The sequence below is a fragment of the Paracoccus sp. M683 genome, assembly GCF_007096355.1.
Lineage (GTDB): Bacteria > Pseudomonadota > Alphaproteobacteria > Rhodobacterales > Rhodobacteraceae > Paracoccus.
The window spans coordinates 236,266-262,643 of record NZ_VKDF01000004.1 but is presented as its reverse complement, the minus strand read 5'-3'; the positions used below and the strand labels follow the sequence as shown (position 1 = coordinate 262,643).

30 protein-coding genes, 1 tRNA gene and 1 pseudogene are annotated in these 26,378 nt (G+C 63.0%); 13 read left to right on the top strand and 19 right to left on the bottom strand.

The genetic code is table 11. From position 1 onward, the window contains the following. Positions 1-5: 5 nt before the first annotated feature. The 3 genes and pseudogenes from FNJ84_RS08000 to FNJ84_RS07990 all read right to left on the bottom strand — a co-directional run. A pseudogene (locus FNJ84_RS08000) lies at positions 6-511 on the bottom strand (ATP-binding protein); the annotation flags it as partial. A 519-nt stretch (positions 512-1,030) separates the two neighbouring features. Then, positions 1,031-1,107, bottom strand: a tRNA-Arg gene (locus tag FNJ84_RS07995). 57 nt (positions 1,108-1,164) lie between these two features. Further along, a complete protein-coding gene (locus tag FNJ84_RS07990; protein ID WP_143793021.1) occupies positions 1,165-2,589 on the bottom strand; it encodes a HAMP domain-containing sensor histidine kinase in 1,425 nt (474 codons plus the stop codon). A gap of 248 nt (positions 2,590-2,837) precedes the next feature. On the opposite strand from FNJ84_RS07990, the gene rpmH reads away from it, so the two are divergent. The 13 genes from rpmH (at position 2,838) to FNJ84_RS07925 (ending at position 12,266) form a co-directional block, all read left to right on the top strand. Next, complete coding sequence (gene rpmH / locus FNJ84_RS07985; RefSeq protein WP_101459243.1) at positions 2,838-2,972, top strand: 50S ribosomal protein L34; 135 nt, start codon at positions 2,838-2,840, stop codon at positions 2,970-2,972. A gap of 113 nt (positions 2,973-3,085) precedes the next feature. Beyond that, complete coding sequence (gene rnpA, locus FNJ84_RS07980) at positions 3,086-3,418, top strand: ribonuclease P protein component (protein WP_255471102.1); 333 nt, start codon at positions 3,086-3,088, stop codon at positions 3,416-3,418. Beyond that, positions 3,415-3,663, top strand: coding sequence for a membrane protein insertion efficiency factor YidD (gene yidD, locus FNJ84_RS07975; protein WP_143792528.1), 249 nt, complete (start codon positions 3,415-3,417; stop codon positions 3,661-3,663). Before rnpA ends, yidD begins: the two co-directional genes overlap by 4 nt. Before the next feature lie 40 nt (positions 3,664-3,703). Continuing rightward, positions 3,704-4,330, top strand: coding sequence for a hypothetical protein (locus FNJ84_RS07970; protein WP_143792527.1), 627 nt, complete (start codon positions 3,704-3,706; stop codon positions 4,328-4,330). A 5-nt stretch (positions 4,331-4,335) separates the two neighbouring features. Beyond that, positions 4,336-5,211, top strand: coding sequence for a tRNA 2-thiocytidine(32) synthetase TtcA (gene ttcA / locus FNJ84_RS07965; protein WP_143792526.1), 876 nt, complete (start codon positions 4,336-4,338; stop codon positions 5,209-5,211). 114 nt (positions 5,212-5,325) lie between these two features. After that, complete coding sequence (locus FNJ84_RS07960; protein WP_185968454.1) at positions 5,326-6,576, top strand: EAL domain-containing protein; 1,251 nt, start codon at positions 5,326-5,328, stop codon at positions 6,574-6,576. A gap of 113 nt (positions 6,577-6,689) precedes the next feature. After that, positions 6,690-6,926 (top strand): hypothetical protein, encoded by a 237-nt coding sequence (locus tag FNJ84_RS07955; RefSeq protein ID WP_143792524.1) that lies wholly within the window; start codon positions 6,690-6,692, stop codon positions 6,924-6,926. A gap of 21 nt (positions 6,927-6,947) precedes the next feature. After that, a complete protein-coding gene (yidC, locus tag FNJ84_RS07950) occupies positions 6,948-8,795 on the top strand; it encodes a membrane protein insertase YidC (RefSeq protein WP_143792523.1) in 1,848 nt (615 codons plus the stop codon). Continuing rightward, the gene (locus FNJ84_RS07945; RefSeq protein ID WP_143792522.1) at positions 8,792-9,547 is read left to right on the top strand and encodes an MOSC domain-containing protein; all 756 of its coding nucleotides are present in this window, start codon (positions 8,792-8,794) and stop codon (positions 9,545-9,547) included. Before yidC ends, FNJ84_RS07945 begins: the two co-directional genes overlap by 4 nt. After that, positions 9,544-10,194, top strand: coding sequence for a ribosome biogenesis GTP-binding protein YihA/YsxC (gene yihA / locus FNJ84_RS07940; protein ID WP_143792521.1), 651 nt, complete (start codon positions 9,544-9,546; stop codon positions 10,192-10,194). Before FNJ84_RS07945 ends, yihA begins: the two co-directional genes overlap by 4 nt. 62 nt (positions 10,195-10,256) lie before the next feature. After that, positions 10,257-11,153 carry an acetylglutamate kinase gene (gene argB, locus FNJ84_RS07935; protein WP_143793020.1) on the top strand — a complete coding sequence of 299 codons (897 nt, stop codon included), beginning with the start codon at positions 10,257-10,259 and terminating at the stop codon, positions 11,151-11,153. Beyond that, on the top strand, positions 11,125-11,751 hold the full coding sequence (locus FNJ84_RS07930; RefSeq protein ID WP_143792520.1) for a ferredoxin: 627 nt from the start codon (positions 11,125-11,127) through the stop codon (positions 11,749-11,751). Before argB ends, FNJ84_RS07930 begins: the two co-directional genes overlap by 29 nt. After that, positions 11,748-12,266, top strand: a complete 519-nt coding sequence (locus FNJ84_RS07925; protein WP_143792519.1) for a histidine phosphatase family protein — start codon at positions 11,748-11,750, stop codon at positions 12,264-12,266. The genes FNJ84_RS07930 and FNJ84_RS07925 overlap by 4 nt, the downstream gene beginning before the upstream one ends. 89 nt (positions 12,267-12,355) lie before the next feature. Here the strand turns inward: FNJ84_RS07925 and FNJ84_RS07920 are convergent, their stop codons facing one another. From FNJ84_RS07920 to FNJ84_RS07845, 16 genes are all read right to left on the bottom strand, one after another. Continuing rightward, positions 12,356-13,144: an amino acid ABC transporter ATP-binding protein gene (locus FNJ84_RS07920; protein ID WP_143792518.1), complete on the bottom strand. Its 789-nt coding sequence runs from the start codon at positions 13,142-13,144 to the stop codon at positions 12,356-12,358. A gap of 10 nt (positions 13,145-13,154) precedes the next feature. Then, a complete protein-coding gene (locus FNJ84_RS07915) occupies positions 13,155-14,609 on the bottom strand; it encodes an amino acid ABC transporter permease (RefSeq protein WP_143792517.1) in 1,455 nt (484 codons plus the stop codon). 1 nt (position 14,610) lies between these two features. Further along, positions 14,611-15,867, bottom strand: coding sequence for an amino acid ABC transporter permease (locus FNJ84_RS07910; protein ID WP_143792516.1), 1,257 nt, complete (start codon positions 15,865-15,867; stop codon positions 14,611-14,613). A 116-nt stretch (positions 15,868-15,983) separates the two neighbouring features. Then, positions 15,984-17,012, bottom strand: coding sequence for an amino acid ABC transporter substrate-binding protein (locus FNJ84_RS07905; protein WP_143792515.1), 1,029 nt, complete (start codon positions 17,010-17,012; stop codon positions 15,984-15,986). 158 nt (positions 17,013-17,170) lie between these two features. Continuing rightward, on the bottom strand, positions 17,171-17,884 hold the full coding sequence (locus tag FNJ84_RS07900; RefSeq protein ID WP_143792514.1) for an ATP12 family chaperone protein: 714 nt from the start codon (positions 17,882-17,884) through the stop codon (positions 17,171-17,173). Continuing rightward, a complete protein-coding gene (locus FNJ84_RS07895; RefSeq protein ID WP_143792513.1) occupies positions 17,881-18,537 on the bottom strand; it encodes an HAD-IA family hydrolase in 657 nt (218 codons plus the stop codon). The genes FNJ84_RS07900 and FNJ84_RS07895 overlap by 4 nt, the downstream gene beginning before the upstream one ends. Continuing rightward, positions 18,534-19,580, bottom strand: a complete 1,047-nt coding sequence (locus tag FNJ84_RS07890; RefSeq protein ID WP_143792512.1) for an RluA family pseudouridine synthase — start codon at positions 19,578-19,580, stop codon at positions 18,534-18,536. The genes FNJ84_RS07895 and FNJ84_RS07890 overlap by 4 nt, the downstream gene beginning before the upstream one ends. Next, on the bottom strand, positions 19,577-19,951 hold the full coding sequence (gene crcB / locus FNJ84_RS07885) for a fluoride efflux transporter CrcB (protein ID WP_143792511.1): 375 nt from the start codon (positions 19,949-19,951) through the stop codon (positions 19,577-19,579). The genes FNJ84_RS07890 and crcB overlap by 4 nt, the downstream gene beginning before the upstream one ends. Before the next feature lie 31 nt (positions 19,952-19,982). Continuing rightward, entirely contained in the window at positions 19,983-21,299 is a 1,317-nt protein-coding gene (locus FNJ84_RS07880) for a replication-associated recombination protein A (RefSeq protein WP_143792510.1), read from the bottom strand. A gap of 56 nt (positions 21,300-21,355) precedes the next feature. Then, complete coding sequence (locus FNJ84_RS07875; protein WP_143792509.1) at positions 21,356-21,946, bottom strand: acyl-homoserine-lactone synthase; 591 nt, start codon at positions 21,944-21,946, stop codon at positions 21,356-21,358. Between the two features lie 64 nt (positions 21,947-22,010). After that, the gene (locus tag FNJ84_RS07870) at positions 22,011-22,622 is read right to left on the bottom strand and encodes an autoinducer binding domain-containing protein (protein ID WP_143792508.1); all 612 of its coding nucleotides are present in this window, start codon (positions 22,620-22,622) and stop codon (positions 22,011-22,013) included. Between the two features lie 399 nt (positions 22,623-23,021). Then, positions 23,022-23,447 carry a 50S ribosomal protein L17 gene (gene rplQ, locus FNJ84_RS07865; protein WP_143792507.1) on the bottom strand — a complete coding sequence of 142 codons (426 nt, stop codon included), beginning with the start codon at positions 23,445-23,447 and terminating at the stop codon, positions 23,022-23,024. A 156-nt stretch (positions 23,448-23,603) separates the two neighbouring features. Then, positions 23,604-24,620, bottom strand: a complete 1,017-nt coding sequence (locus tag FNJ84_RS07860; RefSeq protein ID WP_143792506.1) for a DNA-directed RNA polymerase subunit alpha — start codon at positions 24,618-24,620, stop codon at positions 23,604-23,606. Between the two features lie 118 nt (positions 24,621-24,738). Next, positions 24,739-25,128, bottom strand: coding sequence for a 30S ribosomal protein S11 (rpsK, locus tag FNJ84_RS07855; RefSeq protein WP_101753989.1), 390 nt, complete (start codon positions 25,126-25,128; stop codon positions 24,739-24,741). A 12-nt stretch (positions 25,129-25,140) separates the two neighbouring features. Then, complete coding sequence (gene rpsM / locus FNJ84_RS07850; RefSeq protein WP_143792505.1) at positions 25,141-25,509, bottom strand: 30S ribosomal protein S13; 369 nt, start codon at positions 25,507-25,509, stop codon at positions 25,141-25,143. Between the two features lie 212 nt (positions 25,510-25,721). Further along, positions 25,722-26,372 (bottom strand): adenylate kinase, encoded by a 651-nt coding sequence (locus tag FNJ84_RS07845; protein ID WP_143792504.1) that lies wholly within the window; start codon positions 26,370-26,372, stop codon positions 25,722-25,724. Positions 26,373-26,378 lie beyond the last annotated feature (6 nt).

Sequence of the window (26,378 nt, the reverse complement as noted above, 5' to 3'; positions counted from 1 at the left end):
GATCTTCAGGCGCGGTTCTTGAAACGCCATGACTCGTTGCCGGTCTCGATGATTTCGCAATGCTGCGTGACACGATCGAGCAGCGCGGTGGTCATCTTGGCGTCGCTGAATACGGCGGGCCATTCGGTGAAGGCGAGGTTGGTGGTGACGATGATCGAGATGCGCTGGTAATGGCGACTGATCAGGTGGATGGCGGAGGAACAGAAAACAATCCGGTGGACTGTTTTCCTGACGACACAGTTGGCCACCGGACTGGGCAAAGGGCAGATAGCCCGGTTCATCGAGAATGACGAAGTCGCGTCGGGTCATGCATTGGGCGCGACGGCCCTGCTTGCCGCTGCGCGTTTCTGTCACGAGGCGGTCCGCGAGGTCGACGACGTTGTAGAACCGCCCCGGATGAGCGCGCGCGGGCGATGGCAAGATGCGCCTTTCCCGTGCCAGTGCCACCGATCAGCACCACATTGCGCGGATCGGACAGAAAGCTTGCCGCCTCGCATGCGCGGCTTGTGACATTCAGGTCCCGTTCGTCAATCCACTTCTCACCGCGTTCGCCGGCGACCCGGCTGCCCGAGATATTCCTCAGATTCGGTGTGGTCTTGCGGCATAGGTTCCGCCCGCGCGATCAGCTGCCAGTGCCCCTGAATTTGTAACGCGAAATCATGGCCGTGCAGGCTGAATGTTTCCGGCGAGGCAGGCCAGATGCTTGATGGCGTCACGATCACCGCGCAGCAATGCCTTGTAGAAAAACCCGATGTCGCGGCAGAAATCTGTGCGCGATTCGGGACCGCTTGGCGCAGCGAGGCGGGATATGAGCGACGTGGCAGGGTCCAACGGGTGATGTCGCACCGTCAGCGGCAAGGGATCGGGGGAATAGGCCCTCGGCGCAACTGTGCAAACACACGCGATCACCCTCGCGATCCATGAATCATGCCAAAGATTGGGAGTGCGGGTCGATCAGCACAATCAAGGCCGATCGGGTCACAAACCTGACCGAAAGCCAGAAAGATCTGACAGACAATAGGTAAGGTAATGGCGGACCCGGAGCGATTCGAACGCCCGACCCCCAGATTCGTAGTCTGGTGCTCTATCCAGCTGAGCTACGGGTCCGTCGTAGGGCGGTGAATTAATTGCACCCCGAGCCGAGTGCAAGCGCAAAATTCGCATTTATTGCGCAGCGGCGATTTCAGTCGCCGGAAGCAGCGCCATGTCCCGCGGAATGTGGATCATGAACTCGCTGCCCTCGTCGTCGCTGCGCAGCAGGTCCAGCCGGCCGCCATGGCCCCGGATCAGATCGGCCGCGATCGAAAGCCCCAGCCCCGTGCCACCCTTGCGGGCGCTGCCGGTGAAGGGCTGGAACAGATATTCTCGCGCCTTGCCGGGCAGGCCCGGCCCCGTGTCGCCAACGCGGATCCACCAGCCCGAATCGTTTTCGCCCGCGCCGATCTCGACCGTGCCGGGCTGGCTGGTGCCTTCGATGGCCTGACGGGCATTGCGGGCCAGGTTGGTCAGCACCCGATACAGCTGATCACGATCGGCGCGGATGTTCAGGCTGACCGCAATGTCGGTCACGAATTCGACCGGATGGGTGATTCCGCTGCCTGCAAGCGCCTCGGCCTCGATCACCTCGGCGGCCAGTTGCGACAGGTTGAAACGCGACAGCGAGGGCGCGGGCTCTTCGGCCTTGCCGAAAGCCAGCGTGGTTTCACACAGGTTCACGGCGCGGCTGATCGAATTGACCAGCTTGGGCGCGGCCCGGCGAACCTTGGGATCGGCGCTGTCCTCAAGCCGGTCGGCAAAAATCTGACTGGTGGTCAGGATATTGCGCAGATCGTGGCTGATCTTGGCCACCGCCTGACCCAGCTGGGCCATGCGTTCCTTTTGCTTCAGTGACGATGTCACCGTCTTTTGCATCGCAGCCAGGGCGCTTTCGGCCTCGCGCAGCTCGGCGATGCGGGCGTCGGGGGTGATGATGTGACGCACATCCTCGGGGGCCTGGGCATAGGCCGACATATGCTGGATGACCCGCCGCATCGGCTTGAGGATCAGCCGTTGTGCCGCAAGGTTCAGCATCAGCGCCGTCATCACCGAAAACAGCGCCGAGATCGCCAGGATCCGCAGCCCGAATTCGACCATGGCCAGATGCAGAGGCTGGGCATCCATGGTGATCTCGATCAGCTGGCCTGCCTGATTGACCGGCGCGCCGATCACCCGGATCACCCGGTGCCGCGAATCGAACAGCTGGCGCAACGCCTCGTCGATCGACCCCACCAGCGAGGTCTCGCGCAGGTCATAGGTCGCCTCGACCGGGCCGGGCAATTGCGAGGACAGCACCAGTTGGCGGATGTCGTCGCGCCGCAGCACGACGTTGAAGACGCCGGCATTCTGCAACAGCTCGCTTTCCAGTTCGGCTGCAAGGGTTTCATCCGTGGCCAGCAGGGCCAGACTGGCGATCTGCGCCCGTTCCAGCCGCGATTCCAGATAGTCGCGCCGGAAATCGGACAGGGCCGGCAGCAGGATAAGCAGCTCTGCCAGCACGACGAAGAGAATCGTCAGTGCAGCAAAGCGGCCGGACAAGGTATTCAGTCGCATCATGTTTCCGGTTCTGACGCCGTGCGCATTGCGCTTCAAATGGGTGCTCGTGCCTCGAAGGTCAAACAATTGTGATGGGCTGCCGGTTCCATTGCAGAAGGTCAGGGATTCGGTGGTTGACTTGGGCCTGGGCCTGCCCTATCCAGCGCATCTCGAACAACCGGCGCAGTTGCGCACGGGCGCAGGGCTTTTGCCTGACGCGCCTGTCGCCCGCGCCACCCGCAAGAACTCGACCCGGAGATAAGACCATGAAGCGCACCTTCCAACCCTCGAACCTCGTTCGTGCGCGTCGCCACGGTTTCCGCGCCCGCATGGCCACCAAGGCCGGCCGTCTGGTGCTGAACCGCCGCCGCGCCAAGGGCCGCAAGCGCCTGTCGGCCTGATCGTGTCGGCGGGGCAGCCCGCCGCAACGCGCCCGGAGGCCCGGAACATGCCGCCTCTGCCTCATCCCGACGCTGATATACAGCAGCAGGATGCCGGCGGGGCGGCTTTTCGCATGCCTGAAACACTGCGCAAGCGCGGGGATTTTCTGGCTGCCGCCAGGGCGTTGCGGCAAGGCATGCCCGGTTTTCTGCTGCAAGCCCGGCCGCGCGGTGACCAAAAGGGTCCCCGCATCGGCTATACCTGCTCGAAGAAGCTGGGAAATGCGGTGATGCGCAACCGTGCCAAGCGCCGCCTGCGCGCCCTTGCGCGTGAGGTGCTGCCGGGCCGCGCCCGCGCTGGCTGGGACTATGTGCTGGTCGGTCGCCCAGAAACGACGGTCAGCCGCGATTTCGCCGCCATGCGCGCCGAACTGGCGGCCGCGCTGGACAAGGTGCATCGCAAATGAGCCCCCTGGCCCAGTTGTTCGCCCTGCCCGTGCGCGCCTATCGACTGGTCGCCTCGCCCTGGGTTGGACATGGATGCCGGTTTCAGCCAACCTGCTCGGCCTATGCGCTGCAAGCGCTGGAACGGCATGGCGCGATCAGGGGTGGCTGGCTGACCCTGCGCCGGATCGGCCGGTGCCACCCCTGGGGCGGCACAGGCTATGATCCGGTTCCCGGCACCGATCCGCACGAGCCAGAGCAACAATGACCACACCTCGCCGATGCCTCGCGCAAACCAAAGGACCAAGATGACCCGCACCGGACGCACGATCCTGATTTCCGGGCTGCTGGTCGCTGTCGCGGTGATTCTGGCGGCTTTCGTCGCCACGCTGGCGATCCCGCCCGCGCAACCGCCACAAACATCGTCGACGCAGGACAGGCCGCCGAAGATGGAACGTTTCAGGCTGGGCGAAGCCGTTGTCCTGTCGAACGACCTGACCCGTATTTCGTTGCAAGCAGATCTCAGCGATGGCGGCATGCGCAGCACGCTGGTGACGGCAAACCTGGCCTTCCTGTCCAGTGGCGACCCGGCGCGTTGGCTGTTTGACAATTCGCGCCTGCAAGTGATCCGCGGGATCGCCGATGCGCGCGATCAGAACGGGGCAGTGGCGACCGTGCTGGCGCTTTCCCGTGGCAGCACGCGGGAGCTGGGCGACGAGTTTGCCGGCGCGACCCTATGGGTCATGCGGCCCGACGGCAGCGAACTGACGCAGTTGACGGACAGCTTTGCCGCCGCCCCCTTGGCGACGCTTGCGGGTCAGGTGATTCACGTCGTCTATGAAGGCGCTGGCGGGCGCGCTTATCACATGGTGCTGGACGCCGCGACATTGTCGGTGCGAAGCAATGAAGAACTCAGTTTTCCTGGCGTAGAGTGAACAACATGCTGGACGAAGCAGACGATACCGATATCCATCCGCTGTTTGCCGGCGCGCCTTCCAGCACAGAATTCCGCAAGCTGCGCAAGCGGCTGGTCCGCGACACCCGCGCCGCGATCGAGGATTACGGCATGATCCGCGAAGGCGATCGCTGGCTGGTCTGCCTGTCGGGTGGCAAGGACAGCTATACGCTGCTTGCCGTTCTGCACGAACTGAAATGGCGCGGGCTTCTGCCTGTCGATCTGCTGGCCTGCAATCTCGATCAGGGCCAGCCCGGCTTTCCCGCAACCGTCCTGCCGGAATTTCTGACCGCGCGCGGGGTGGCGCATCGGATCGAATATCAGGACACCTATTCGATCGTCACCGACAAGGTGCCTGCGGGCCGCACCTATTGCGCGCTGTGTTCGCGCCTGCGCCGCGGCAACCTGTATCGCATCGCGCGGGAAGAGGGCTGTTCGGCCGTCGTCCTGGGTCATCATCGCGATGATATTCTGGAAACCTTTTTCATGAACCTGTTCCACGGTGGGCGGTTGGCCAGCATGCCCCCCAAGCTGTTGAATAAAGAGGGCGATCTGAACGTGCTGCGCCCGCTGGCCTATATCGCCGAGGCCGATTGCGATCGGTTTTCGCGGGCAATGAACTACCCGATCATTCCCTGCGATCTGTGCGGCAGCCAGGAAGGGCTTCAACGCGTGCAGGTCAAGAAACTGCTGGACGAATGGGAGGCACGAACCCCAGGGCGGCGCCAGGTGATGTTCCGCGCCCTGATGAATGTGCGCCCCTCGCATCTGCTGGATCCGGCCCTTTTCGACTTTGCCGGGCTTTTCCCCGATGCATCAAATTCGAATGATATTCAGCCCCCTCAGCTGCGGGAACATTAACGGAACAAAAAGATTTCTGCCGTAGAACCTCGTCAGGGCAACGAATGCGAGGGTGGAATGCGGTACAGATCGCCTGTCGAATTTTGGCAGCATGGCCTCGGTCAGATCGGGCGCTTGTTCCGGCGGCACAGATCGCGTGACCGGATCGCGCTGCTGCTGAAGCTTGAGAACCTGACCGTTCTGGGCGAGCATTTGGGCCAGACGGGTCTTGCCCATCTGTTCGCGCAGCTTTCGATGCGGATGATCGGGACGATCCGGCCCAATGATTTCGTGCAAAGCGCGGCACCCGGTGTCTTCACCATCCTGCTGCGCACCCGGTCCGAGGTCGAGGCGCTGCGCATCGCCGAGCGTCTGCAACACAGCTGTCAGGCCGAATATCCGGTTTGCGGGGTTTCGATCACCCCTGTCATCAGCGGCGTTCTGGTCCTGAATCTGGGTGCGGGTCATGTGCAGGTGCGACAACTGATGGCCTGTGGTCTGCGCAACCTGCGGCAGTTCCGGCCAGATCAGCTGGGCCATATCAGATTGATCGCCTATGATGACAGCGGCCGGGTCGATCACGTTCCCGCCACCGTTGAATCGGCGGCACAGGAAAACCAGATCGAAGCGTATTTTCAGCCCCAGATCTGCTGCGATACGGGCAATGTCACCGGGTTCGAGGCCCTTGCACGTTGGCGTCACCCTGTCCGCGGGCTGTTGACGCCGATGGATTTCATGCCGGCAATGCGGCGCGCCGATCATGCCGCCCTGACCCGCAGCATGTTGGGCCAATGCCTCGGCGCCTTGCAGCTGTGGGATGCCCAGGGTTGGCAGATTCAGACAGTGGCATTGAACGTGGCGCAATCGGAACTGTCGGATCCGGCCTTTGCGGACTCGGTCCTGTGGGAACTGGACCGCCATGGAATCGGCCGCGACCGCTTGGTGATCGAGGTGCTGGAAAGCATCGGCCCGATCAACAGCGACGACCGCATCCGCGAAAACCTGACGCGCCTCTCGCAGGGCGGCTGCATGCTGGATCTGGATGATTTCGGAACGGGCTATGCCAGCCTCGATTCGCTGCGACATTTCGGCGTCAACCGGATCAAGATCGACAGGGGCTTCGTGACCGATTGCCATCGGGACCCAAAGCAGCAGCGGATGGTTCTGGCCATCCTGGCCATGGCCGAAAGACTGGGCGTCTCGACCCTGGCCGAGGGCGTCGAGACGGCGGACGAACACAGCTATCTTGCGCAGATGGGCTGCGGCCATGTGCAGGGCTATGCCATCGCCCGGCCGATGCCCATGGCCGAGATCGGGGATTTCATGACAGGCTATCTGCGCGACCGGCCCGAGCTGCCGGATCTGACCAGCCGCAAAGCCGGCTGATGCCCAAGCGTTCAGGTGATAGCCGACCCGAGGCCCGGCAAAGGAGGACGATGTCGACGGGGACGCCAACCCAAAAGGGCGGCTGACCCGCGACTCGCGGCGTGGATTGGAGCATGATTTGGGCGGTGCGGCCGGATCGCGGGCTTGGCAAGACCTGCGGTATCGGCGGCGCCACCGGCCGCACCGCCGCAGGTGTTCGTCGGGCCGCCGGTACCTTCGTCACCTTCCATCTGCGGCCGGATCCCGTCAGCTTGGCGCAGTCAGGGCAGGAATTGCGTGACATGCCCCCCTCACCACCGGGGATTCCGCTTGACCTTTCAGCCCCCCTTCTGTTGAACCGGCGCGACTGACGCGATGACGGTGGACACGGAATGCAAGACAATAACCGCAATCTCATCCTGGCGACGGTTCTGTCGTTTCTGGTGATCCTGGTGTGGTACACCGTCTTTGCGCCCACACCACCAGAGCCGACCCAAGCCCCCGCAACCACATCGCAGACTGCCGATGGCGGGGTCAACACCCCGACCGCAGGTCAGACCGCGGCCACGGGTGGTGCACAACTGGGCGAACAGCCCGGCAGCAACGATCCGACGGCCGCCGCAGGCCGTGTCGTCATCGAATCGCCGGCGCTGTCGGGTTCGATCTCGCTGGCGGGGGGGCGGATCGACGACCTGCTGCTGCGCGACTATCGCGAGACGCTTGAAGGCAATTCGCCGCTGGTCCGGCTCTTGTCGCCGACTGCGCCCAATGCCGACCAGCAGATCAGCACGACCGGTGCCAAACCCTATTACGCAGTCTATGGCTGGATGCCGGCGGCCGGCACCGATCCGGCGCTGGTTCCGGGGCCGGCGACGATCTGGCAGGTGGAATCCGGCGACAGCCTGGCCCCTGGCAAGCCCGTCACACTGATCTGGGACAATGGCGCCGGCCAGATATTCCGCCGCATCTTCGAACTGGATGACCATTATCTGTTCACGGTAACGCAGACGCTGGAAAACACCGGTGCCGCTGCCTTCTCTGCCGCACCTTACGGCATCATCGCGCGCCACGGTCAGCCTGACACGCAGAACTTCTTTGTTCTGCACGAAGGCGTCGTCGGCATGCATGACGGCGAGCTGATCGAGCAGGATTACGACGACCTGGCCGAGCTGGATCCCATCGACCGCGAGGGCCGTGCTCAACTGTTCGACGTCTCGGAAAACGGCTGGATCGGTTTCACCGACAAATACTGGATGACCACGCTGGCCCCCGTTCCCGGCCAATCCTTCACCGCCGTGGCGAAATACGCCGATGGCGTCGACATCTACCAGACCGAGGCGCGCTTTCCCGTCCAGACGGCCGCCCCTGGTGCGACCGTCAGCGCTGGCAGCTATCTGTTCGCAGGCGCGAAGGAATGGGAGGTCATCAACGGCTATCAGGAAACGCCCGGCATCCAGCGTTTCGTCGATTCGATCGACTGGGGCTGGTTCTATTTCCTGACCAAGCCGATCTTCCGCCTGCTGCACTGGCTGAATGGTTTTATCGGCAATATGGGCTGGTCGATCATCGCCCTGACCTTCATCCTGAAGCTGCTGGTCTTCCCGCTGGCGCGCAAATCCTATGTCTCGATGGCGAAGATGAAGGAATTGCAGCCCCAGATGGAGGCACTGAAAGAACGCACCGGTGACGACCGCGCCAAGTTCCAGAAGGAAATGATGGAACTGTACAAGCGCGAGAAGGTGAACCCCGCTGCGGGCTGCCTGCCGGTGCTGTTGCAGATCCCGATCTTCTTCTCGCTCTACAAGGTGATCTTCGTCACCATCGAGTTGCGCCACGCCCCCTGGGTTGGCTGGATCCGCGACCTGTCCGCGCCCGATCCGTCAAGCCTGTGGAACCTGTTTGGCATGCTGCCCTGGGCCGCGCCCGGCCAAGGCACGCTGCTGCACAGCATGTCGCTGCCGATCCTTGCGATCCTGCTGGGCATCAGCATGTGGATGCAGCAAAAGCTGAACCCGGCACCCACGGACCCCGCGCAAAAGATGATCTTTGCCTGGATGCCTTGGATCTTCATGTTCATGCTGGGCGGCTTTGCCTCGGGTCTGGTGCTGTACTGGATCACCAACAACGTGATCACGATCTTCCAGCAATATACCATCATGTCGATGCACGGACACCGGCCCGACCTGTTCGGCAATATCAAGTCGTCGATTCCCAGCCGACCCAAGAAGGACGGCAAGTGACGGCATGGCTTGCCCATATCCGCCGCCATCCGATCAAGACGCTTGGGGCGGATGATCTGGATCAGGTGGAGCTGACAGCGGGCGCCCGGCTTCCGGGCGACCGCCTTTACGCCATCATGCACGAGGGCGCGCTGCGCCATCTGGACGATGGTCAGCTGACGCGCTGGCTGCCTAAGGCGGCATTCCTGCGCGGCGCGGCCAGCCTGCCCCTGCAAGCCGTCAAGGGCGGCTGGCGCGATGGCCGCATTCACCTGACCCATCCCCACCGCCCCGACATCACGCTGAACCCCGAGGACGCCGCCGACCAGCAGGCGCTGATCGACTGGCTGAAGCCGCTTTGGGGCGAGGACAAATCCCCCGCCGCACGTCTGGTTCGCGGGCCCGAACAGCTGACCGATGGCAGCCAGCCGCAGATCTCGATTCTGTCGCTGCCCACGCTCAGGGCGCTGGAACGCCACCTGGGGCAGCCCCTGGGCATTGACCGCTGGCGCGCAAACCTGTGGGTCGATGGTTGGGACGCGCTGGCCGAGCGCGATCTGATCGGTCGCGAAATCACCATCGGCCCGGCACGCATGATTGTCCGCAACACCATCGGTCGCTGCATCGCCACCGATGCGGATACCGCGACCGGCCAGCGGCAGCTGGACATGCTGGCAGCCCTGCGCGATTTTACCGGAACCGAGAATTTCGGGATCTTTGCCGAGGTCACGACCGGCGGTCGCATCGCCGTCAATGACAAGGTTCACGCATGAAAGTCGCCTTTCCCGTCGCCCCCGAACCCGATGCCGAGGCAGCAGAAGCCGCGCGCCTGCTGTTCGCCGGTCCGGTCGATTTCCTGAAGGGTGTCGTCACCATGGACGGCCTGCCCCCGGCCGACCGCCCCGAGGTCTGCTTCGCCGGCCGCAGCAATGTCGGGAAATCCAGCCTGATCAACGCATTGACCGGACGTAAAGGGTTGGCTCGCGCCTCGAACACGCCGGGCCGGACGCAGGAAATCAACTATTTCACCCTGGGCGATCACGGCTATCTGGTCGACCTGCCCGGTTATGGCTTTGCCAAGGCCCCGGTTGCCGTGGTGGCCAAATGGCAGGCGCTGCTGAAACAATATCTGGCCGGCCGGCCGACCCTGCGGCGGGCCTTCTGCCTGATTGATTCGCGCCACGGCATCAAACCCGTTGATCACGAGATCATGACCCTGCTCGACCGATCCGCCGTGCCCTTCCAGGCGGTGCTGACCAAAACCGACAAGCTGGGTCCGAACGCCATCAAACCGGTCATCGCCCAGGTCGAGGACGAGTTGCAGAAGCATCCGGCCGCCTTCCCGGAAATCGTGCTGACCTCGTCCGACAAGGGCGAGGGGATCGCCACCCTGCGCGCGATCATCGCCGGTCTGGACTGACCGGGCCGCACGACCTAGGCTCGACCACGACGAACAGGGGCCAGCAGATGAGAAAGCAGAACATGAACCGGGACTGGATCGCCACAGCGCATACTCTATCCGAGGCCCTGCCCTATCTTCAGCGCTATTCCGGCGCCGTGGTGGTGGTGAAATTCGGCGGCAATGCCATGGGCGACGATGCCGCAATGGCGGAATTTGCCAGCGACATCGTGCTGATGAAACAGGTGGGGGTGAACCCGGTCGTGGTCCATGGCGGCGGCCCGATGATCAACGACCTCTTGGGCAAACTTGGCATCGAAAGCCGCTTTGTGCGCGGCAAGCGCGTGACCACCAAGGAAACCGTCGAAGTGGTGGAAATGGTGCTGTCCGGCCTGGTCAACAAGCGCATCGTGCAGGCGATCAACGACGCAGGCGGCCGCGCCGTGGGCATCAGCGGCAAGGACGATGACATGATGGTCTGCGAGGCCGACGACCCTGAACTGGGCTTTGTCGGCCGCCCGGTCGAGATGAACATCCAGATCATCCGCGATCTTTACAGCGCCGGGCTGATCCCGGTCATTGCGCCGGTCGCCACCGGCATGGCCGATAACGAGACCTTCAACGTCAACGGCGACACAGCCGCTGGTGCCATCGCCGGGGCGCTGATGGCCGACCGACTGCTGTTGTTGACGGATGTGGCCGGCGTCAAGGACGGCGCGGGCGAGGTACTGACCCAGATCCATCCTGACCAGGTGCGCGCCATGATCGCCGATGGCACCATCGCCGGGGGTATGATCCCCAAGACCGAAACGGCGCTGGCCGCCATCGACCAGGGCGTCCGCGCCGTGGTCATTCTGGATGGCCGCGTGCCCCATGCCTGCCTGCTGGAGCTGTTCACCGAACATGGCGCGGGCAGCCTGATCCGCTCGACCGAGCCGCGGGTGAAACCGCATGGGCTGCGTCAGGGTGGCGATCTCTGACCTGATCCCCCCCGAGGGGCTGTTCGTCTCGGGGCTTTGCCACGAGGGCGGCGGAACAGTCGTGCTGATCTCTCCCGACGAGCCGGGTTTCTGGCCGGTCTTTGTCGCCTCGGCAGAATATGCCGACGGACAGCCCGACCCCATGGACCGCTGGTCCAAGCGGGTGATCGGCAATTGGGCCGGCCGAATCGGTGGCCGCGCGCTGTTCCCATCCGATGGGCCACCCTATCCTGCTTTCAACCGATGGGCGCTGGCCAGCGGCAGATTCTGGCAATCACCCGTCGGCATGCTGGTGCACCGCAGGATGGGTCTCTTCGCCAGCTTTCGCGGCGCGCTGATCCTGCCCGGCCATCTGCCGCTGGCCCCTGGAACCGCCAGCCCCTGCGATACCTGCCATGCCCCGTGCCGCACAGCCTGCCCCGCCGGCGCTTTCAGCCCGTCCTATGACCCACCCGCCTGCCATGCCTTTCTGGACCTTCCGGCAGGATCTGACTGCATGTCGCAGGGCTGTCATGTCAGACGCGCTTGCCCGATCAGCCAAGACTGTGGCAGGCTGCCAAAGCAATCCGCTTGGCATATGAGACAGTTCCACACATGACACCGCTTGGACACCGCCGCCTTATCCTGACACGGCACGCGAAATCGGCTTGGGACGACCCGACGCTGGACGATCACGACCGGCCCCTGAACGATCGCGGTCGCCGTTCGGCCCGTGCGCTTGGCGACTGGATGGCCAGTCGCGGCTATGAACCCGAAGAGGTTCTGTGCTCGACCGCGCGCCGCACCCAGGAAACCTGGGAAAAGATCGCCGGCGCCGCATTAGAGGTCCGGCCCGTCGTCCGTATCGAAAAGACGCTGTATCACGCCAGCCCGGAACGCATGCTGAAGGTGCTGCAAAGTGCCACCCAGCCCACGGTGATGATCCTGGGCCACAATCCCGGCATCGCCGCCCTTGCGGCCGAACTGCCCGCACGGCCACCGCTGGACCCCGATTTCCGCCGCTATCCGACCTGCGCCACGCTTGTCGTCGATTTTCAGGTCGATGACTGGAAGGATATCCGCCCCGGCGATGGCAGCGTCATGGATTTCGTTCGCCTCGACGGCCGCGACTAAGCAGCAGACATCGCCCATCAGCCGTGCATAAATATCCCTGGGGGGGCCCGCAAGGGACGGGGGCAGCGCCCCCTGTCCGCCAGTGCCCCTCAGTGCCCCAGAATCTGGCTGAGAAACAGCTTGGTGCGTTCCGATTTGGGATTGTTGAAGAACTCTTTCGGGGTGTTCTGCTCGACGATCTGGCCCTGATCCATAAAGATCACCCGGTTCGCCACAGCCTGCGCAAAGCCCATCTCATGCGTCACGCACAGCATGGTCATGCCTTCCTCGGCCAGCTCGATCATGGTGTCCAGCACCTCCTTGATCATCTCGGGGTCCAGTGCCGATGTCGGCTCGTCGAACAGCATGATCTTGGGCTGCATGCACAGTGACCGGGCAATCGCCACACGCTGTTGCTGACCGCCCGACAACTGGCCAGGATATTTCTTCGCCTGTTCCGGGATCTTGACCTTTTCCAGAAAGCGCATGGCCGTCGCCTCGGCCTGCTTGCGCGGCACCTTGCGCACCCAGATCGGCGCCAGGGTGCAGTTTTCCAGAACGGTCAGATGCGGGAACAGGTTGAAATGCTGAAACACCATTCCGACTTCGGACCGGACCTTGTCGATGTTCTTGATATCACTGGTCAGTTCGATCCCGTCGACGGTGATATGGCCCGACTGATGTTCCTCCAGCCGGTTGATGCAGCGAATCAGCGTCGACTTGCCCGACCCCGACGGCCCGGCAATGACGATCCGCTCGCCCCGGTGAACCGTCAGATCGATGTCGCGCAGGACGTGGAAGGTGCCGTACCACTTGTTCATGTTGCTGATGTCGATGGCGACCTCGTCGCTGACCGTCATATGGCTGCGGTCGATATCGCGGGTGATGGCTTCGCTCATGGCTTCGTCCTTAACGGTGTTCGCGACGCAGGCGGCGTTCCAGATACATGGAATAGCGCGACATGCTGAAGCAGATGATGAAGAAGATGGCGCCGACAAAGATGAACGGCTCCCAATAGATGCCCTTCCAGGCAAAGTTCGCGCGCACGAAATCCGAGATCCCCTTCAGCGGATCGAACAGGCCGACAAAGACCACCAGCGTGGTATCCTTGAACATGCCGATGAAGGTCGAAACGATCCCCGGAATGGAAATCTTCAGCGCCTGCGGCAGGATGATCAGCCGCTGCGCCTTCCAATAGTCCAGCCCAAGGGCATCGGCGGCCTCGTATTGCCCGCGCGGCAGGGCGGCCAGACCGCCCCGGATGACCTCGGCCATATAGGCGGCGGCGAACAGGGTCACCATGATGATGACGCGCAGGATGATGTCGAAATTCGTGCCCGGCGGCAGGAAATAGTTCAGCAGCAGCGAGGCCACGAACAAAAGCGAGATCAGCGGCACACCGCGGATGAACTCGATAAAGACCACGGCCAGCGTATGCACCAGGAACATGTCGGACCGCCGCGCCAGCGCCAGGATGATACCAAGCGGCAGCGACAGCGCGATGCCTGCGACGCCGATGGTGATCGACAGCAGGAACCCACCGAACTGATCTGATGCGACGGGGATGATCGACAGGGACAGCAGCGATTCGGCGTCGTCTGCGGCGGGACCGACCAGGAACATCAGCAAACCCACCGTGACGGCCACACCGGCGATCATGGCGACCAGCGGCGACAGCCCCACCAGCAACCGCCAGGCCAGCCAGCCCAGCCCGATCGCGCCCAGCACCATGATCGGCCCCCACAGGGATCCCCCCCACAGCAGCCAGACCCCCAGAAGCGGGTAAAGCGCGGAAAAGACCAGCAACCGGGCGACCTGGCGCTCGGCCAGCCACAGGGCGGCGGCAAAGACGGCGGTGGCGAAAGCAAGCCAGCCGGCCGGCGCCTTCAGCAGCAGCATCAGGGCCAGTGTGGCAATCGCGGTGACGATCAGCACATAGCGGCGGATGCGCAGCGATTCCGAAAACAGCACTGGCGCCAGCGCCACCATCAGGAAGCCAAAGGCCATGACGGGGCGGAAATACAGCGCGGGCGGATAGAACCCGAACATGTATTGATGCCAGCGTTCGCGGATCACTGCCCAGCAGGCGCCGCGCGCCCCCTCGCCCCAGGTCGCGGCGATGATCTCGCGGCATTGGGCCAGGCTTTCCGCATTCCAGACCGAATGCGCGAACCAGTCCCAGAAATGGCTGACCAGATACCAGATGATCAGCAGGCCAAGAATGGTCAATACCGTGTTGACGGGGCCGGAAAACAGGTTCTCGCGCAGCCATTTCACCACCCCTGCCTGACGCTGGGGCGGCGGCGATTCGGGGATCATGCTGTCTCGGACGAAGGCAACGTCCTGGGCGTGGATATCGCTCATCTCAACGCTCCTTCAGCTTGACGCGGCTGTTATAGATGTTCATCCCGCCCGAGATCAGCAGGCTGAGCGCCAGATAGATCAGCATCATCAGCAAAATGGCCTCCAGCTCGCGCCCGGTCTGGTTCAGCGTCGTGCCGCCAAGCGTGCCGCGCAGGTCCATGTACCCCACGGCAATCGCCAGCGAACTGTTCTTGGTCAGGTTCAGATATTGCGAGATCAGCGGCGGGATGATCACCCGCAACGCCTGCGGCAGGATCACCAGCTTCATCGTCTTGTTGGGCCGCAGGCCAAGGGCATAGGCGGCCTCGGTCTGGCCCTTGCTGACGGCCAGAATGCCGCCGCGTACGATTTCCGCGATGAAGGCGCCGGTATACAGCGTCAGCGCCAGCCACAGCGCGACAAAGCCGTTCTGCACATTCAGCCCGCCGACGAAGTTGAAGCCCTTCAGTTCCGGCGGGATCAGGTGCAGGCCAAAATACCAGATCAGCAGCAGCGAGGGCACCAGCATGATGCCCAGATTGATCCACCAGGTCACCGGCCGGTCGCCCGTCGCATCCTGCACGCGCTGCGCCCAGTTCAGCACGGCCTTGCGGATGAACCAGCCACCGATCAGCACCACGGCAAAGGCGATGGTCGCCCAATCGACGGTGATCCGATAGCCCAGGTCCAGATGACCGGGATCATTGGTCAGCCCAAGCGTCGGGATCGCCGTATAGCGATTGGTCAGCGCGACATTGTCGAACAGGATCATCGAGGCCGCCGGATTCTCGCCCCGATAGGCATTGGGCGGCGGCAGCACCTCGGTAAAGATCGCATAGACGATCAGGATCCACAGCAGCAGCGGGATGTTGCGGAACATCTCGACATAGACGGTCATCAGCCGGGCAAACAGCCAGTTGTTCGACAGCCGCGCGACACCGACGGCGATGCCAAGGATGGTCGCGGCGATGCAGCCCAGGAAGGACACGATGACGGTATTCAGCAGCCCGACAATGGCCGCGCGCAGATGCGTATCGTCGGAATTATAGGGGATGGGCGGCGAGGGAATATCGTATCCGGCACGCTGGAACAGGAAGCCGAAGTTGAAATCCTTGCCCAATGCCTGAAGGTTGCGGATCGTGTTGTCGACCAGCCACCAGCCTGCGGCCATGACCAGAATGAAAACGATCACCTGAATCGTCATTGACCGATAGCGCCGATCATAGAGCAGCATGCTAAGACGGAACGACGTGCCCGGCTGCGCCGAGATGTCTACCATGATTTTCCCCTGTCCCCGGCGCTTCGGCTTTTTTGCCGTAAGTCGTTATCCGGGCTTATTGTTTTGGTCGAATGCGCGGGGACTGCCCCCGCGCATTCAGTGTCAGTCAAGGCCGATCAGCGGAACGGCGGCGCATACAGCAGACCACCCTGGGTCCATTGCGCGTTCAGACCACGCGCCAGCCCGATCGGGGTTTCCTCGCCAATGGTCTTGGCGAAGATCTCGCCATAGTTGCCGCTGGCCAGGATGGCGCGCTTGGCCCAATCCTTGTCCAGGCCCATCATCGCGCCCAATTCGTCGCTGGCACCCAGAAGGCGCTGGACTTCGGGGTTCTCGGAATTGGTCGCCAGTTCCTCGATATTGGTCGAGGTGACGCCATATTCCTCGGCCGCGATCAGGGCGTTAAGCGTCCAGCGGACGATATCGCCCCAGTTGTTGTCGCCATGGCGAACGGCCGGCCCAAGCGGTTCTTTCGAGATGATCTCGGGCAGGATGATGTGGTTTTCCGGGTCGGCGAATGCCGCGCGGGTCGCCGCCAGACCCGAGGCGTCGGTCGTATAGGCGTCGCAGGCACCAGCCATGTATTGCTGTTCGCCCTCGGCGTTACTGTCGATATTGACCGGCTGATAGCTCATGTTGTTGGCCTTGAAGTAATCGGCCAGGTTCAGCTCGGTCGTGGTGCCGGTCTGGATGCAGATGGTGGCGCCGTCCAGTTCCTTGGCGCTGGTCACGCCCAGATCCTTGCGCACCATGAAGCCCTGACCGTCGTAATAGTTAACGCCGATGAAATCGAGCTTCAGGTCAGTGTCGCGCGAATAGGTCCAGGTCGAGTTGCGCGCCAGAACGTCCACCTCGCCCGAGCTGAGCGCGGTAAAGCGGGTCTGGCCGGTGGTCGGCACATATTTCACCTTGTTCGGATCGCCCAGCACAGCGGCCGCCACGGCCTTGCAGACAGCGACATCAAAGCCGGTCCAGTTGCCACTGGCGTCGGGCGCGGCAAAGCCGACCAGGCCGGTATTGACACCGCAGATCAGTTCGCCGCGGTCTTTTACGGCCTTCAGCGTGTCGCCCTCGGCTGCCATCGCTGCGCCGCCGGTTACTGCGGCCAGTGCTGCGACCGAGCCAAGAAATACGGATTTCTTCATAATTTCCTCTCTGTTGGACTACCGAGGCGCACTTATCGGCGCCGCCGGCCTTTTTCGGGTTTGCCCTACCTGTCAAAGGTCAGGGGCATGGCCCAATAGGCGGTATTGTGCCGATACATCCCCTCACGTCAAGAACCAAGCAGGCGACGTCACGTCGCTCAACCTCGGCGCGACAGATGCCAGAATCGCTCGGCCGATTGCATGGCCTGCTGGCGATTGCGGGCTGCGTCGTCTGCTTCTTCGTCGCGGCCCCACCGGCTTGCCTGATATTCCTCGTCCAGCCGCGAAAGGGCAAATGCCTGATCCGCGGTCAGTCTGCCCTGCAAAACAGCAAGTCCAAGAAGCAGCGATCCGGGCAAGGTCACCAGATCGTGCAGGGCCGTCAGGCCGAACGCATCCAGTGCGCCGATCCGGTCGCGCAGCTGTTGCAGGGCCGCCGGATCCTGCGCCACGGGGATGACGCCATGGGTGATCTGCAAGGGCGCGCGCAGATGCGTGGCCGCCCAGTCAATCAGCGGATCCCAGTCCTTGGCCTGCATGCGGATCAGCGCGTCGGGTTCGCTGGCGCGATAGCACAGCAGATCAGTGCCGCCATATTCGCCCAGCATGTCAGCCACGGCGTTGAATTGCGGGGCGACCTTTTCGATGGCGGAATTGGCCGCGCGGGTCAGCGGCATGGAATTGGGGTCGATCACATCGGTTTGCGCATCCCATTCCTCTGCGATTGCACGTGCCATCGCCTCGGTCGGCAGGATCAGCGGCAGCTTGCCGGGCGTGCGCAGGGGCTTGTCGTCCAGCAGCACCTCATAGCCCGCGCCGGTATCGCGCAGCGTCGCTGCCTTCCAGAACCGCCTCGCCTTCCACTCTGTCATGCCGCCCACCTTTGCAAAGCGCGGGTCAGGCCCGCGAAATCCCCGGCCACCTCGGCCGCGCCGGTGCCAGTCAGCAACGCCGCGTCGTGATAACCCCAGCCAACCCCGATCGCCGTCATCCCGGCGGCAACCCCCATCTGCATGTCGAAACTGGTATCGCCGATCATCACCGCGTCCCGCGCATCAAGCCCGGTTTCAGCCAGGGCGGTCAGCATCATCGAGGGATGCGGCTTTGACGGGTGATCATCGGCCGTTTGCAGGCTGGCGAACCGGCCCTGCAACCCATGCGCCTCGATCATCGCGTTCAGCCCACGCCGCGATTTGCCGGTGGCGACCGCCAGCAGCCAGTCGTCGCGCGCAGCCAGCGCATCCAGACAATCCAGCGCGCCGGGATAAAGCGGCGGCGCGGCATCCAGCCGGGCCATATTGAACGCGGCCTTGTATCCGGCCACCACGCGATCCTGCGTCGCGGGATCGGCATCGGGAAGCAGCCGCTGAACCGCGACCGGCAAGGACAGGCCGACAATCTGCAAGACCTCGGCCTTGGGCAGCGGCACCAGGCCGGCAGCCTGAAAGGCATGGCTCATCGCGGAATGGATATGGTGCTGGCTGTCGACCAGCGTGCCATCCACGTCAAAAACGAACAGCTTCATTCCTGTTCCTCGAAGGGATCGGCAGGCGCGTCCTCGGGCGCCCAGCCAAGCGTTTTCCAGGTCCGCGCCATATGGTCGGGCAAGGGTGCTGTCAGCGTGATCCGCTCGCCCGTGACCGGATGATCAAAGCTGATCGACCGGGCATGCAGGTGCAGCTTGCGGCTGATTTCGCCACCCAGCTGCGCGCCCCAGCCATCACCCAGATTTTCCTGGCCCGAGCCGCCATATTTTCCGTCGCCCACGATGGGATGGCCCAGTTCCGCCATATGCGCCCGCAGCTGATGCGTGCGCCCCGTGACCGGCACCAGCGCCGCCCAGCTGACGCGCCCGCCCAAGCCCTCGATCACGGCATAATCGGTGGTGGCGCGCTTGGCGCCCTCGGTCGTGTCGATGTCGCGCGGGTGGACGGCGATCATCTTTTCGCCCTCGCCCCCGCGCCCGTGACCCGGCGCCTTGACCAACCCGTATCGGATCGTGCCCATGCGCGGGCTGGGCACGCCGGCCACGGCAGCCCAATAGATCTTGCGGGTGGTGCGGGCGCGGAATGCCTCGGACAGCTTGCGCGCCACACGATCGGTCCGCGCCAGAAGCAAGACACCCGAGGTATCCTTGTCCAGCCGGTGCACCAGCTTTGGCCGGTCCTTATAACCGAATTTCAGCGCCTCGGTCAGCCCGTCGACATGGCGGTTACCCTGGCCGCTGCCCCCCTGGCTGGGCAGGCCCGGCGGCTTGTTCAGCGCGATGATATGCTGATCCTGCCACAGCACGGCCTGCTGGATCATCTTCTCGTCTGCGGTCGAGATTCGCGGAGCGTCATCCACCGGCGCCGGCCGCGCGTCGGGCAATGGCGGCACCCGCACCTCTTGCCCGGCCTCGATCCGGGTATTGGCCTTGACCCGGCCGCCATCCACACGCAATTCGCCCTTGCGGCACATCTTTTCGACCGCGATCTGCGACAGCTGCGGGAATTTCTTCTTCAGCCAGCGGTCCAGCCGCTGATCGCCCTCATCCGCGCCGACGCGAATGGTCTGAACCCCGCTCATGCCCAAAGCCCCCGTCCGATTGCCAGCCCCACAATGACCGCCAGAAGCGACAGCAGAACCGAACCGATGATATAGATGGCCGCGCCGCCGATCTGACCGCGTTCCCACAGGGTCAGCGCGTCCAGCGAAAAGGCCGAGAATGTCGTGAACCCGCCCAGCACGCCGGTCAGCAGCAGCGGCGCATAGTGATTGCCGATGCGATGCGCCATCAGCGCCGCCAGAAGCCCCATGACAAAGCTGCCCAGCACATTGACCACGCCGGTGGCGATGGGAAAACCGGGACCATGCACGGCAATCAGGCGATAGGTGCCATAGCGCGCGGTGGCGCCGATGGCCCCGCCGATGGCGACCTGAAGGAATGGGTTCATCATGCCGCACCTCTGGGTCTGCGGCGGCGCAAAGTCAACCGCCGCGCTTCAGCCGCTGTGCGACGAACCAGTCCAGCCGCTTTTTCAGGTCGCGCTCGAAACCGCGTTCGACCGGGGTGTAAAGCACCGGGCGCTTCATACCGTCGGGGAAATAGTTCTGACCGCTGAACCCGTCCTCGGCATCGTGGTCATAGGCATACCCGGCGCCATAGCCCTGTTCCTTCATCATCTTGGTCGGCGCGTTCAGGATATGTGCCGGCGGCATCAGGCTGCCGGTGCGTCGCGCCTCGGCCCGCGCGCCCTTATAGGCGACGTAGCCCGCATTCGATTTCGGTGCCAGCGCCAGATAGATGACCGCCTGCCCCAGGGCCAACTCGCCCTCGGGGCTGCCCAGGCGTTCATAGATCGCCCAGGCATCAAGGCAATGACGCGCGGCGGCGGGGTCGGCCAGGCCGATATCCTCGACCGCCATCCGGGTGATGCGGCGGGCCAGAAAGCGCGGATCCTCGCCGCCCTCCAGCATCCGGGCCAGCCAGTAAAGCGCCGCATCGGGGTCGCTGCCGCGAACCGATTTATGCAGGGCGGAAATCAGGTTGTAATGTTCTTCCCCCGATTTGTCGTATTTCGCCGCCCGTCGCATCAGCCGCTGTGACAGCGCATCGGGGCCGATCTTGCCGTCGATCTTCCAGGCGGCAACCTGCTCGATCAGGTTCAGGCAGGCACGCCCGTCGCCATCAGCCATTTCCAGCAGCGCATCGCGCGCCTCGGCAGTCAGCGGCAGCTTGCGGCCCAGTTCCTTCTCGGCGCGTTGGGTCAGCCTTTCAAGATCCGCCAGATCAAGTCGCTTCAGCACCAGAACCTGTGCCCGGCTGAGAAGCGCGGCATTTAATTCGAATGAGGGGTTTTCAGTCGTGGCGCCGACCAGAAGGATCGTGCCATCCTCCATATGCGGCAGAAAGCCGTCCTGCTGCGCCTTGTTGAAACGGTGGATTTCATCGACGAATAACAGCGTGCCGCGACCCTGCTGGCGGCGCAGGCGCGCGGCTTCGAACACCTTGCGCAACTCGGGGACGCCGGTGAAAATTGCACTGATCTGGACAAAGGCAAGATCGGTAGCATCGGCCAGCAGCCGCGCGATGGTGGTCTTGCCAACACCGGGCGGCCCCCACAGGATGAGCGAGGACAGGCTGCCCGCAGCCAGCATGGCACCCAAAGGGCCGTCGGGACCAAGAACCTGGTCCTGTCCGATGACCTGGTCCAGCCGCGCCGGTCGCAGCCGGTCGGCAAGCGGTCGGGGCGCTGCGGTTTTCGCGCCGCCGGTTCTGGGGATGTTATCGAAAAGGTCTGCCATGGCGAACGCAGCTTACGCCGCCCGCCATGGCGATGGTAGCCCCCCAAAACAGCCGCTCAGTGAAGCTTCGCGGCCAGATTGATCGAGACGCACTGGAACTGCCCGCCGTCGATCGTCAGCATCGGCCCGATCGCCTGCGCATCCAGCCCGCAACGCCCGTACCAGCGGGCCCAGTTACCCGCCGTCAGCGCGATAAGCCGGGTGGCCCCCAGTTCGCGCGCGGTCGAGGTCATCGCCTCGACCATGCGGCCGTGGACGCTGCGGCGGTATTGCTGCGGGATCGAGTGGCTGACGAACACGCGCGTGCATTCCCAGACCTGTGGGTCCTGCGGCGCCAGTTCATTCAACAGCCCGGACGGGATGGTCCCGCCCAGAATCCCCTGCTGCGCATCGCGGATCATATAGGAATAGATGCCGCAGCGCGCCGTCGTCGGCGTCAGACGGAACCCTGCCATGATACGGCCAAGGTCATGGATCGCGACCCAGCGGCTTTGCGGGGTGTCATATTGGTCGAACTCCATCCCCTCTTCTTCCGGCAGGTCCCAGTTCTTCTGGACGATGAAACTTTGCCGTCGGGCACGGAACAGGTTTGCGAACAGTTCACCGTGATTGTGGAGGTTGGAGAATGAAAGTGTAGTGGTCTGCATTGTTACTACTCCTGGGGTTAGGGCTACCCAATCCCGGTGTGGCGCGGACCCTCATGGGCGACGCCTAGAGCAGACGGTATTCTTTGGCTCGCTGAAGCGCCTCGGCCGTGGTACGGGCCATCAGACGTTCTCTCACCGAAATGAGCCTAGCCTTGAACGCGCTTTCAGTGATGCCAAGTTTGGCGGCCGCTGCTGCATGGCGATCGCCCTCCGCGATGCACCGGAGGGCTTCTTTCTGAGCCTTTGTCAGGCTCGCCGGCGGCTCTGTAATTGCATGGAGCCGTCGTACCGTTGCCGAGATCTCCTGGATCTCGTCATCCGTGAACTCACGGTCGTCGCGCGCGAAACTGGCGATCGTCCGTGATGCAATCGGGCCATGCGAAGCGGTCAACCCGTAGACAAGTCCGTGATCAGCCGCATCCTTGAGGATACTGAAGGGGTCCGGGACCGGCAGGCTTGACCAACGGCAGGCCCCGGTCGTTGAAAATCCCCAGGCTATAGTCGGGTCGCGAAGCGCATAACCATTCGCAGAATAAAATTCGGACCACTGCTCGGGATATGTCTGGAACTGCATCAGCGGCGCGGCGAAACGAATATGCAGTCCGACAAAATACCCCGCGGGTGTCAGACGGTTAAGGGTTCGCAACGCGGCATTGATATCGGCTCTAGGAGACATAACCTTTTAGACAAATTGTAAGTATTCGGGTCAACGATTAAGTGGTCGGTCCAAGCTGTTTAGACGGAAAAGATTAACAAGCCCTCTACGACAGACCAAACAAGACCGTTTACTTGCCCAAGATAGTCGGTTTGGGCGGCAGACCAAGCCCCCCCTGTCTGATTGGACGGGTATATCTGTCTGGCAAGCGTACGAATCATCCAGTCACGGCATCCTGGCGGACATGGTTGGTGTCCAGATGCGGCATCCGTTTAGTATCAAAGCCGGATTCGCCGGCCATGATTCGATCGAATCGCGCGCCCCTTGCCGGCACTTCCGACATCTGGATCAAGGCTTTACCCCGAAAAAAGGCCCCGGCAGCGATGCTGCGGGGCCCTTTCTGCATCAGGGTACCGGGCTTCAATCCTCGGCAGCGACCTGCGATTCGGCCTCGGTGCGGGCGTGATCGGCAGCGCCCTTGGCGGCCGGGTCACGGTCGACCAGTTCGATGATGGCCATGGGCGCCATGTCGCCATAGCGGAAGCCGGCCTTCAGGATGCGGACATAGCCGCCCTGACGATCCTTGTAGCGGGCGCCAAGAACGTCGAACAGCTTGGCAACGTGCTTGTCCTGTTTCAGCTGGGCGTCGGCCTGACGGCGAGCGTGCAGATCGCCACGCTTGGCCAGCGTGATCAGCTTTTCAACGATCGGACGCAGCTCCTTGGCTTTCGGCAGGGTCGTCTTGATCTGCTCGTGCTCGATCAGCGAGCCGGCCATGTTGGCGAACAGCGCCTTGCGGTGTTCGTGGGTGCGGTTGAGGCGGCGATAGCCACGTGCGTGACGCATGATGATTCTCCGTTTACGTCTTTTGCTTTGTCCGGCAGCCCATGCGTGCGGGCCGCTCTCCTTGGGGCGGGATGCCCGGTATTGGGAAGGTGCGTGTAAACACGCACCCTACCCGTTTGCAAGACCGTAGGGTGCGTGTTTACACGCACCACCTGGTCAGAATTGGTCGTCGAAGCGTTTGGCCAGGTCTTCGATGTTTTCCGGCGGCCAGTCCACGACATCCATGCCCAGATGCAGGCCCATGCCGGACAGAACTTCCTTGATTTCGTTCAAGGACTTGCGGCCGAAGTTCGGGGTGCGCAGCATCTCGGCTTCGGTCTTCTGGATCAGGTCGCCGATATAGACGATATTGTCGTTCTTCAGGCAGTTGGCCGAACGGACCGACAGTTCCAGCTCGTCAACCTTCTTCAGCAGGCGCGGGTCGAATTCCAGACCGTCATCGTCAGCCTGCGAACGGGCTGCTTCCGGTTCCTCGAAGTTCACGAAGACCGAAAGCTGGTCCTGAATGATGCGCGCAGCATAGGCCACGGCGTCGTCCGGGGTCAGCGAACCATCGGTTTCGACCTTCATGGTCAGCTTGTCATAGTCCAGCACCTGGCCCTCGCGGGTGGGCGTGACTTCATAGCTGACGCGCTTGACCGGCGAGAAGATCGCGTCGATCGGGATCAGACCGATGGGCGCATCCTCGGGGCGGTTCTTGTCGGCGGCGACATAGCCCTTGCCATTGGCAACGGTCAGTTCCATCGACAGATCGGCGCCGTCATCCAGATGGCAGATCACGTGATCGCGGTTCAGGATGGTGATGCCAGCGGTTTCCTGAATGTCGCCAGCCTTGACCTCGCCCGGACCTTTGGCGGTCAGGGTCAGGCGCTTGGGGCCGTCAACGTCCATCTTCAGGGTCACGCCCTTCAGGTTCAGGACGATATCGGTCACATCCTCGCGGACACCCGCGACGGACGAGAATTCATGCAGCACGTTGTCGATCTGCACGCTGGTGATCGCAGCGCCTTGCAGCGACGACATCAGCACGCGACGCAGGGCATTGCCCAGCGTCAGGCCAAAGCCGCGTTCCAGCGGTTCGGCAACGACGGTGGCGGTGCGGGTCGCATCGGCGCCGGGCTTGACGTCCAATTGCGTCGGCTTGATCAGCTCGGCCCAGTTCTTGTGGATCATACGCTTGCCTCCATACCTGTTCCCTGCCGATGATCGAGGCGGGGAACGCCCGAGGTTGAAAAACGAAAAAGCCCGAACCGCGCGAAATCACGCGCGGCCCGGAGAATTGAAATGCCGATCAGACGCGGCGGCGCTTGGGCGGGCGGCAGCCGTTATGCGCAATCGGGGTCACGTCACGGATGGCCGTGATGTTGAACCCGACAGCAGCCAGCGCGCGCAAAGCCGATTCGCGGCCCGAGCCGGGGCCCTGCACTTCGACTTCCAGCGTGCGGACGCCGTGTTCCTGTGCCTTCTTGCCCGCATCTTCTGCGGCCATCTGCGCGGCATAGGGGGTCGATTTGCGGCTGCCCTTGAAGCCCATGGTGCCGGCCGACGACCACGAGATCGCATTGCCCTGCACGTCCGAGATCAGGATCTTGGTGTTGTTGAACGACGAGTTCACATGAGCAACGCCAGTGGCGATGTTCTTGGAAACCTTCTTCTTCGTACGACGAGTATCGCGTGCCATGATGATGCCCCCTTATTTCTTCTTGCCGGCGATCGGCTTCGCCGGGCCCTTGCGGGTGCGGGCATTGGTGTGGGTGCGCTGGCCACGAACCGGCAGGTTCCGGCGGTGACGCAGGCCACGATAGGAACCCAGATCCATCAGGCGCTTGATGTTCATCTGCACTTCGCGGCGCAGGTCACCTTCGACGGTCAGGTTCGCGTCGATATATTCGCGGATCTGCAAAACTTCGGCATCCGACAGATCATTCACACGGCGGGCGGGGTCAATCCCCACGGCCTCGACGATCTGATTGGCAAACATGGGGCCGATCCCATGGATATAGGTCAGTGCGATGGGGACACGTTTCCCCGTCGGAATGTTGACGCCAGCAATACGAGCCACGCGTAGTTCCTTCCTGGTTGCGGTTCCGTAACGCCGGAACCTTTTTTCACAACGGAAAGCCCGAAAGCCAAGCCTTCGGGCCGGTCTATGGGCCACCCGTCAGTCGGGTGATTCTCTTACGAGATGTTTGCAAATAGGGGTCAAGCAGAAAAACGTCAAGGCCAAGACGACCCGGCAAACGACTGCCGGGCCACAATGTCCGAATCCGCCGCCTAGCCCTTGTCCAGAACCGCCGAAATCTCGGCCGCGACGGCCTCGATCTCGCCCAGCCCGTCGACGGTGCTCAGCTTGTGCTTGGCATAGTAATAGCCGATCAGCGGCGAGGTCTTCTTGTAATATTCCAGCAGCCGGGTCTTCAGGCTGTCTTCGTTGTCATCGGCCCGGCGGCGCAGATCGGTCGAACCGCAGACATCGCACTTACCCGCAACCTTGGTCGGTTTGGTCTCGTCATGATAGACCTCGCCGCAATTGCCGCAGGTAAAGCGCTTGGTGATGCGGTTGACCAGGGCAGCGTCGTCGACGCGCATCTCGATCACGGCGTCCAGCGGCTGCCCAACCTCGTCCAGCAGGGCAGCCAGCGCATCGGCCTGGGCCAGCGTGCGCGGGAAGCCATCGAAGATGAACCCCTTGCCACCACCGGCCAGCTTCTCGCGGATCAGGCCGATGACAATCTCATCCGTGACCAACTCGCCCCGGTCCATCACCTCGGCCACGCGCCGGCCCATCTCGCTGCCGCTGGATTTGGCCTCGCGCAGCATGTCGCCGGTGGACAGCTGGACCATGCCGCGTTCGTCGACGAGGCGACGGGCCTGCGTGCCCTTGCCGGCGCCCGGAGGCCCCAGAAGAATGATATTGACGGTCATTGGCTG

Bases quoted from the DNA above. Each gene is read 5' to 3' on its own strand.
- FNJ84_RS07990 (WP_143793021.1), bottom strand. From the start codon at position 2,589: ATGCGACTGAATACCTTGTCCGGCCGCTTTGCTGCACTGACGATTCTC.
- rpmH (WP_101459243.1), top strand. From the start codon at position 2,838: ATGAAGCGCACCTTCCAACCCTCGAACCTCGTTCGTGCGCGTCGCCAC.
- rnpA (WP_255471102.1), top strand. From the start codon at position 3,086: ATGCCTGAAACACTGCGCAAGCGCGGGGATTTTCTGGCTGCCGCCAGG.
- yidD (WP_143792528.1), top strand. From the start codon at position 3,415: ATGAGCCCCCTGGCCCAGTTGTTCGCCCTGCCCGTGCGCGCCTATCGA.
- FNJ84_RS07970 (WP_143792527.1), top strand. From the start codon at position 3,704: ATGACCCGCACCGGACGCACGATCCTGATTTCCGGGCTGCTGGTCGCT.
- ttcA (WP_143792526.1), top strand. From the start codon at position 4,336: ATGCTGGACGAAGCAGACGATACCGATATCCATCCGCTGTTTGCCGGC.
- FNJ84_RS07955 (WP_143792524.1), top strand. From the start codon at position 6,690: ATGATTTGGGCGGTGCGGCCGGATCGCGGGCTTGGCAAGACCTGCGGT.
- yidC (WP_143792523.1), top strand. From the start codon at position 6,948: ATGCAAGACAATAACCGCAATCTCATCCTGGCGACGGTTCTGTCGTTT.
- yihA (WP_143792521.1), top strand. From the start codon at position 9,544: ATGAAAGTCGCCTTTCCCGTCGCCCCCGAACCCGATGCCGAGGCAGCA.
- argB (WP_143793020.1), top strand. From the start codon at position 10,257: ATGAACCGGGACTGGATCGCCACAGCGCATACTCTATCCGAGGCCCTG.
- FNJ84_RS07930 (WP_143792520.1), top strand. From the start codon at position 11,125: ATGGGCTGCGTCAGGGTGGCGATCTCTGACCTGATCCCCCCCGAGGGG.
- FNJ84_RS07925 (WP_143792519.1), top strand. From the start codon at position 11,748: ATGACACCGCTTGGACACCGCCGCCTTATCCTGACACGGCACGCGAAA.
- FNJ84_RS07920 (WP_143792518.1), bottom strand. From the start codon at position 13,144: ATGAGCGAAGCCATCACCCGCGATATCGACCGCAGCCATATGACGGTC.
- FNJ84_RS07915 (WP_143792517.1), bottom strand. From the start codon at position 14,609: ATGAGCGATATCCACGCCCAGGACGTTGCCTTCGTCCGAGACAGCATG.
- FNJ84_RS07910 (WP_143792516.1), bottom strand. From the start codon at position 15,867: ATGGTAGACATCTCGGCGCAGCCGGGCACGTCGTTCCGTCTTAGCATG.
- FNJ84_RS07905 (WP_143792515.1), bottom strand. From the start codon at position 17,012: ATGAAGAAATCCGTATTTCTTGGCTCGGTCGCAGCACTGGCCGCAGTA.
- FNJ84_RS07900 (WP_143792514.1), bottom strand. From the start codon at position 17,884: ATGACAGAGTGGAAGGCGAGGCGGTTCTGGAAGGCAGCGACGCTGCGC.
- FNJ84_RS07895 (WP_143792513.1), bottom strand. From the start codon at position 18,537: ATGAAGCTGTTCGTTTTTGACGTGGATGGCACGCTGGTCGACAGCCAG.
- FNJ84_RS07890 (WP_143792512.1), bottom strand. From the start codon at position 19,580: ATGAGCGGGGTTCAGACCATTCGCGTCGGCGCGGATGAGGGCGATCAG.
- crcB (WP_143792511.1), bottom strand. From the start codon at position 19,951: ATGATGAACCCATTCCTTCAGGTCGCCATCGGCGGGGCCATCGGCGCC.
- FNJ84_RS07880 (WP_143792510.1), bottom strand. From the start codon at position 21,299: ATGGCAGACCTTTTCGATAACATCCCCAGAACCGGCGGCGCGAAAACC.
- FNJ84_RS07875 (WP_143792509.1), bottom strand. From the start codon at position 21,946: ATGCAGACCACTACACTTTCATTCTCCAACCTCCACAATCACGGTGAA.
- FNJ84_RS07870 (WP_143792508.1), bottom strand. From the start codon at position 22,622: ATGTCTCCTAGAGCCGATATCAATGCCGCGTTGCGAACCCTTAACCGT.
- rplQ (WP_143792507.1), bottom strand. From the start codon at position 23,447: ATGCGTCACGCACGTGGCTATCGCCGCCTCAACCGCACCCACGAACAC.
- FNJ84_RS07860 (WP_143792506.1), bottom strand. From the start codon at position 24,620: ATGATCCACAAGAACTGGGCCGAGCTGATCAAGCCGACGCAATTGGAC.
- rpsK (WP_101753989.1), bottom strand. From the start codon at position 25,128: ATGGCACGCGATACTCGTCGTACGAAGAAGAAGGTTTCCAAGAACATC.
- FNJ84_RS07845 (WP_143792504.1), bottom strand. From the start codon at position 26,372: ATGACCGTCAATATCATTCTTCTGGGGCCTCCGGGCGCCGGCAAGGGC.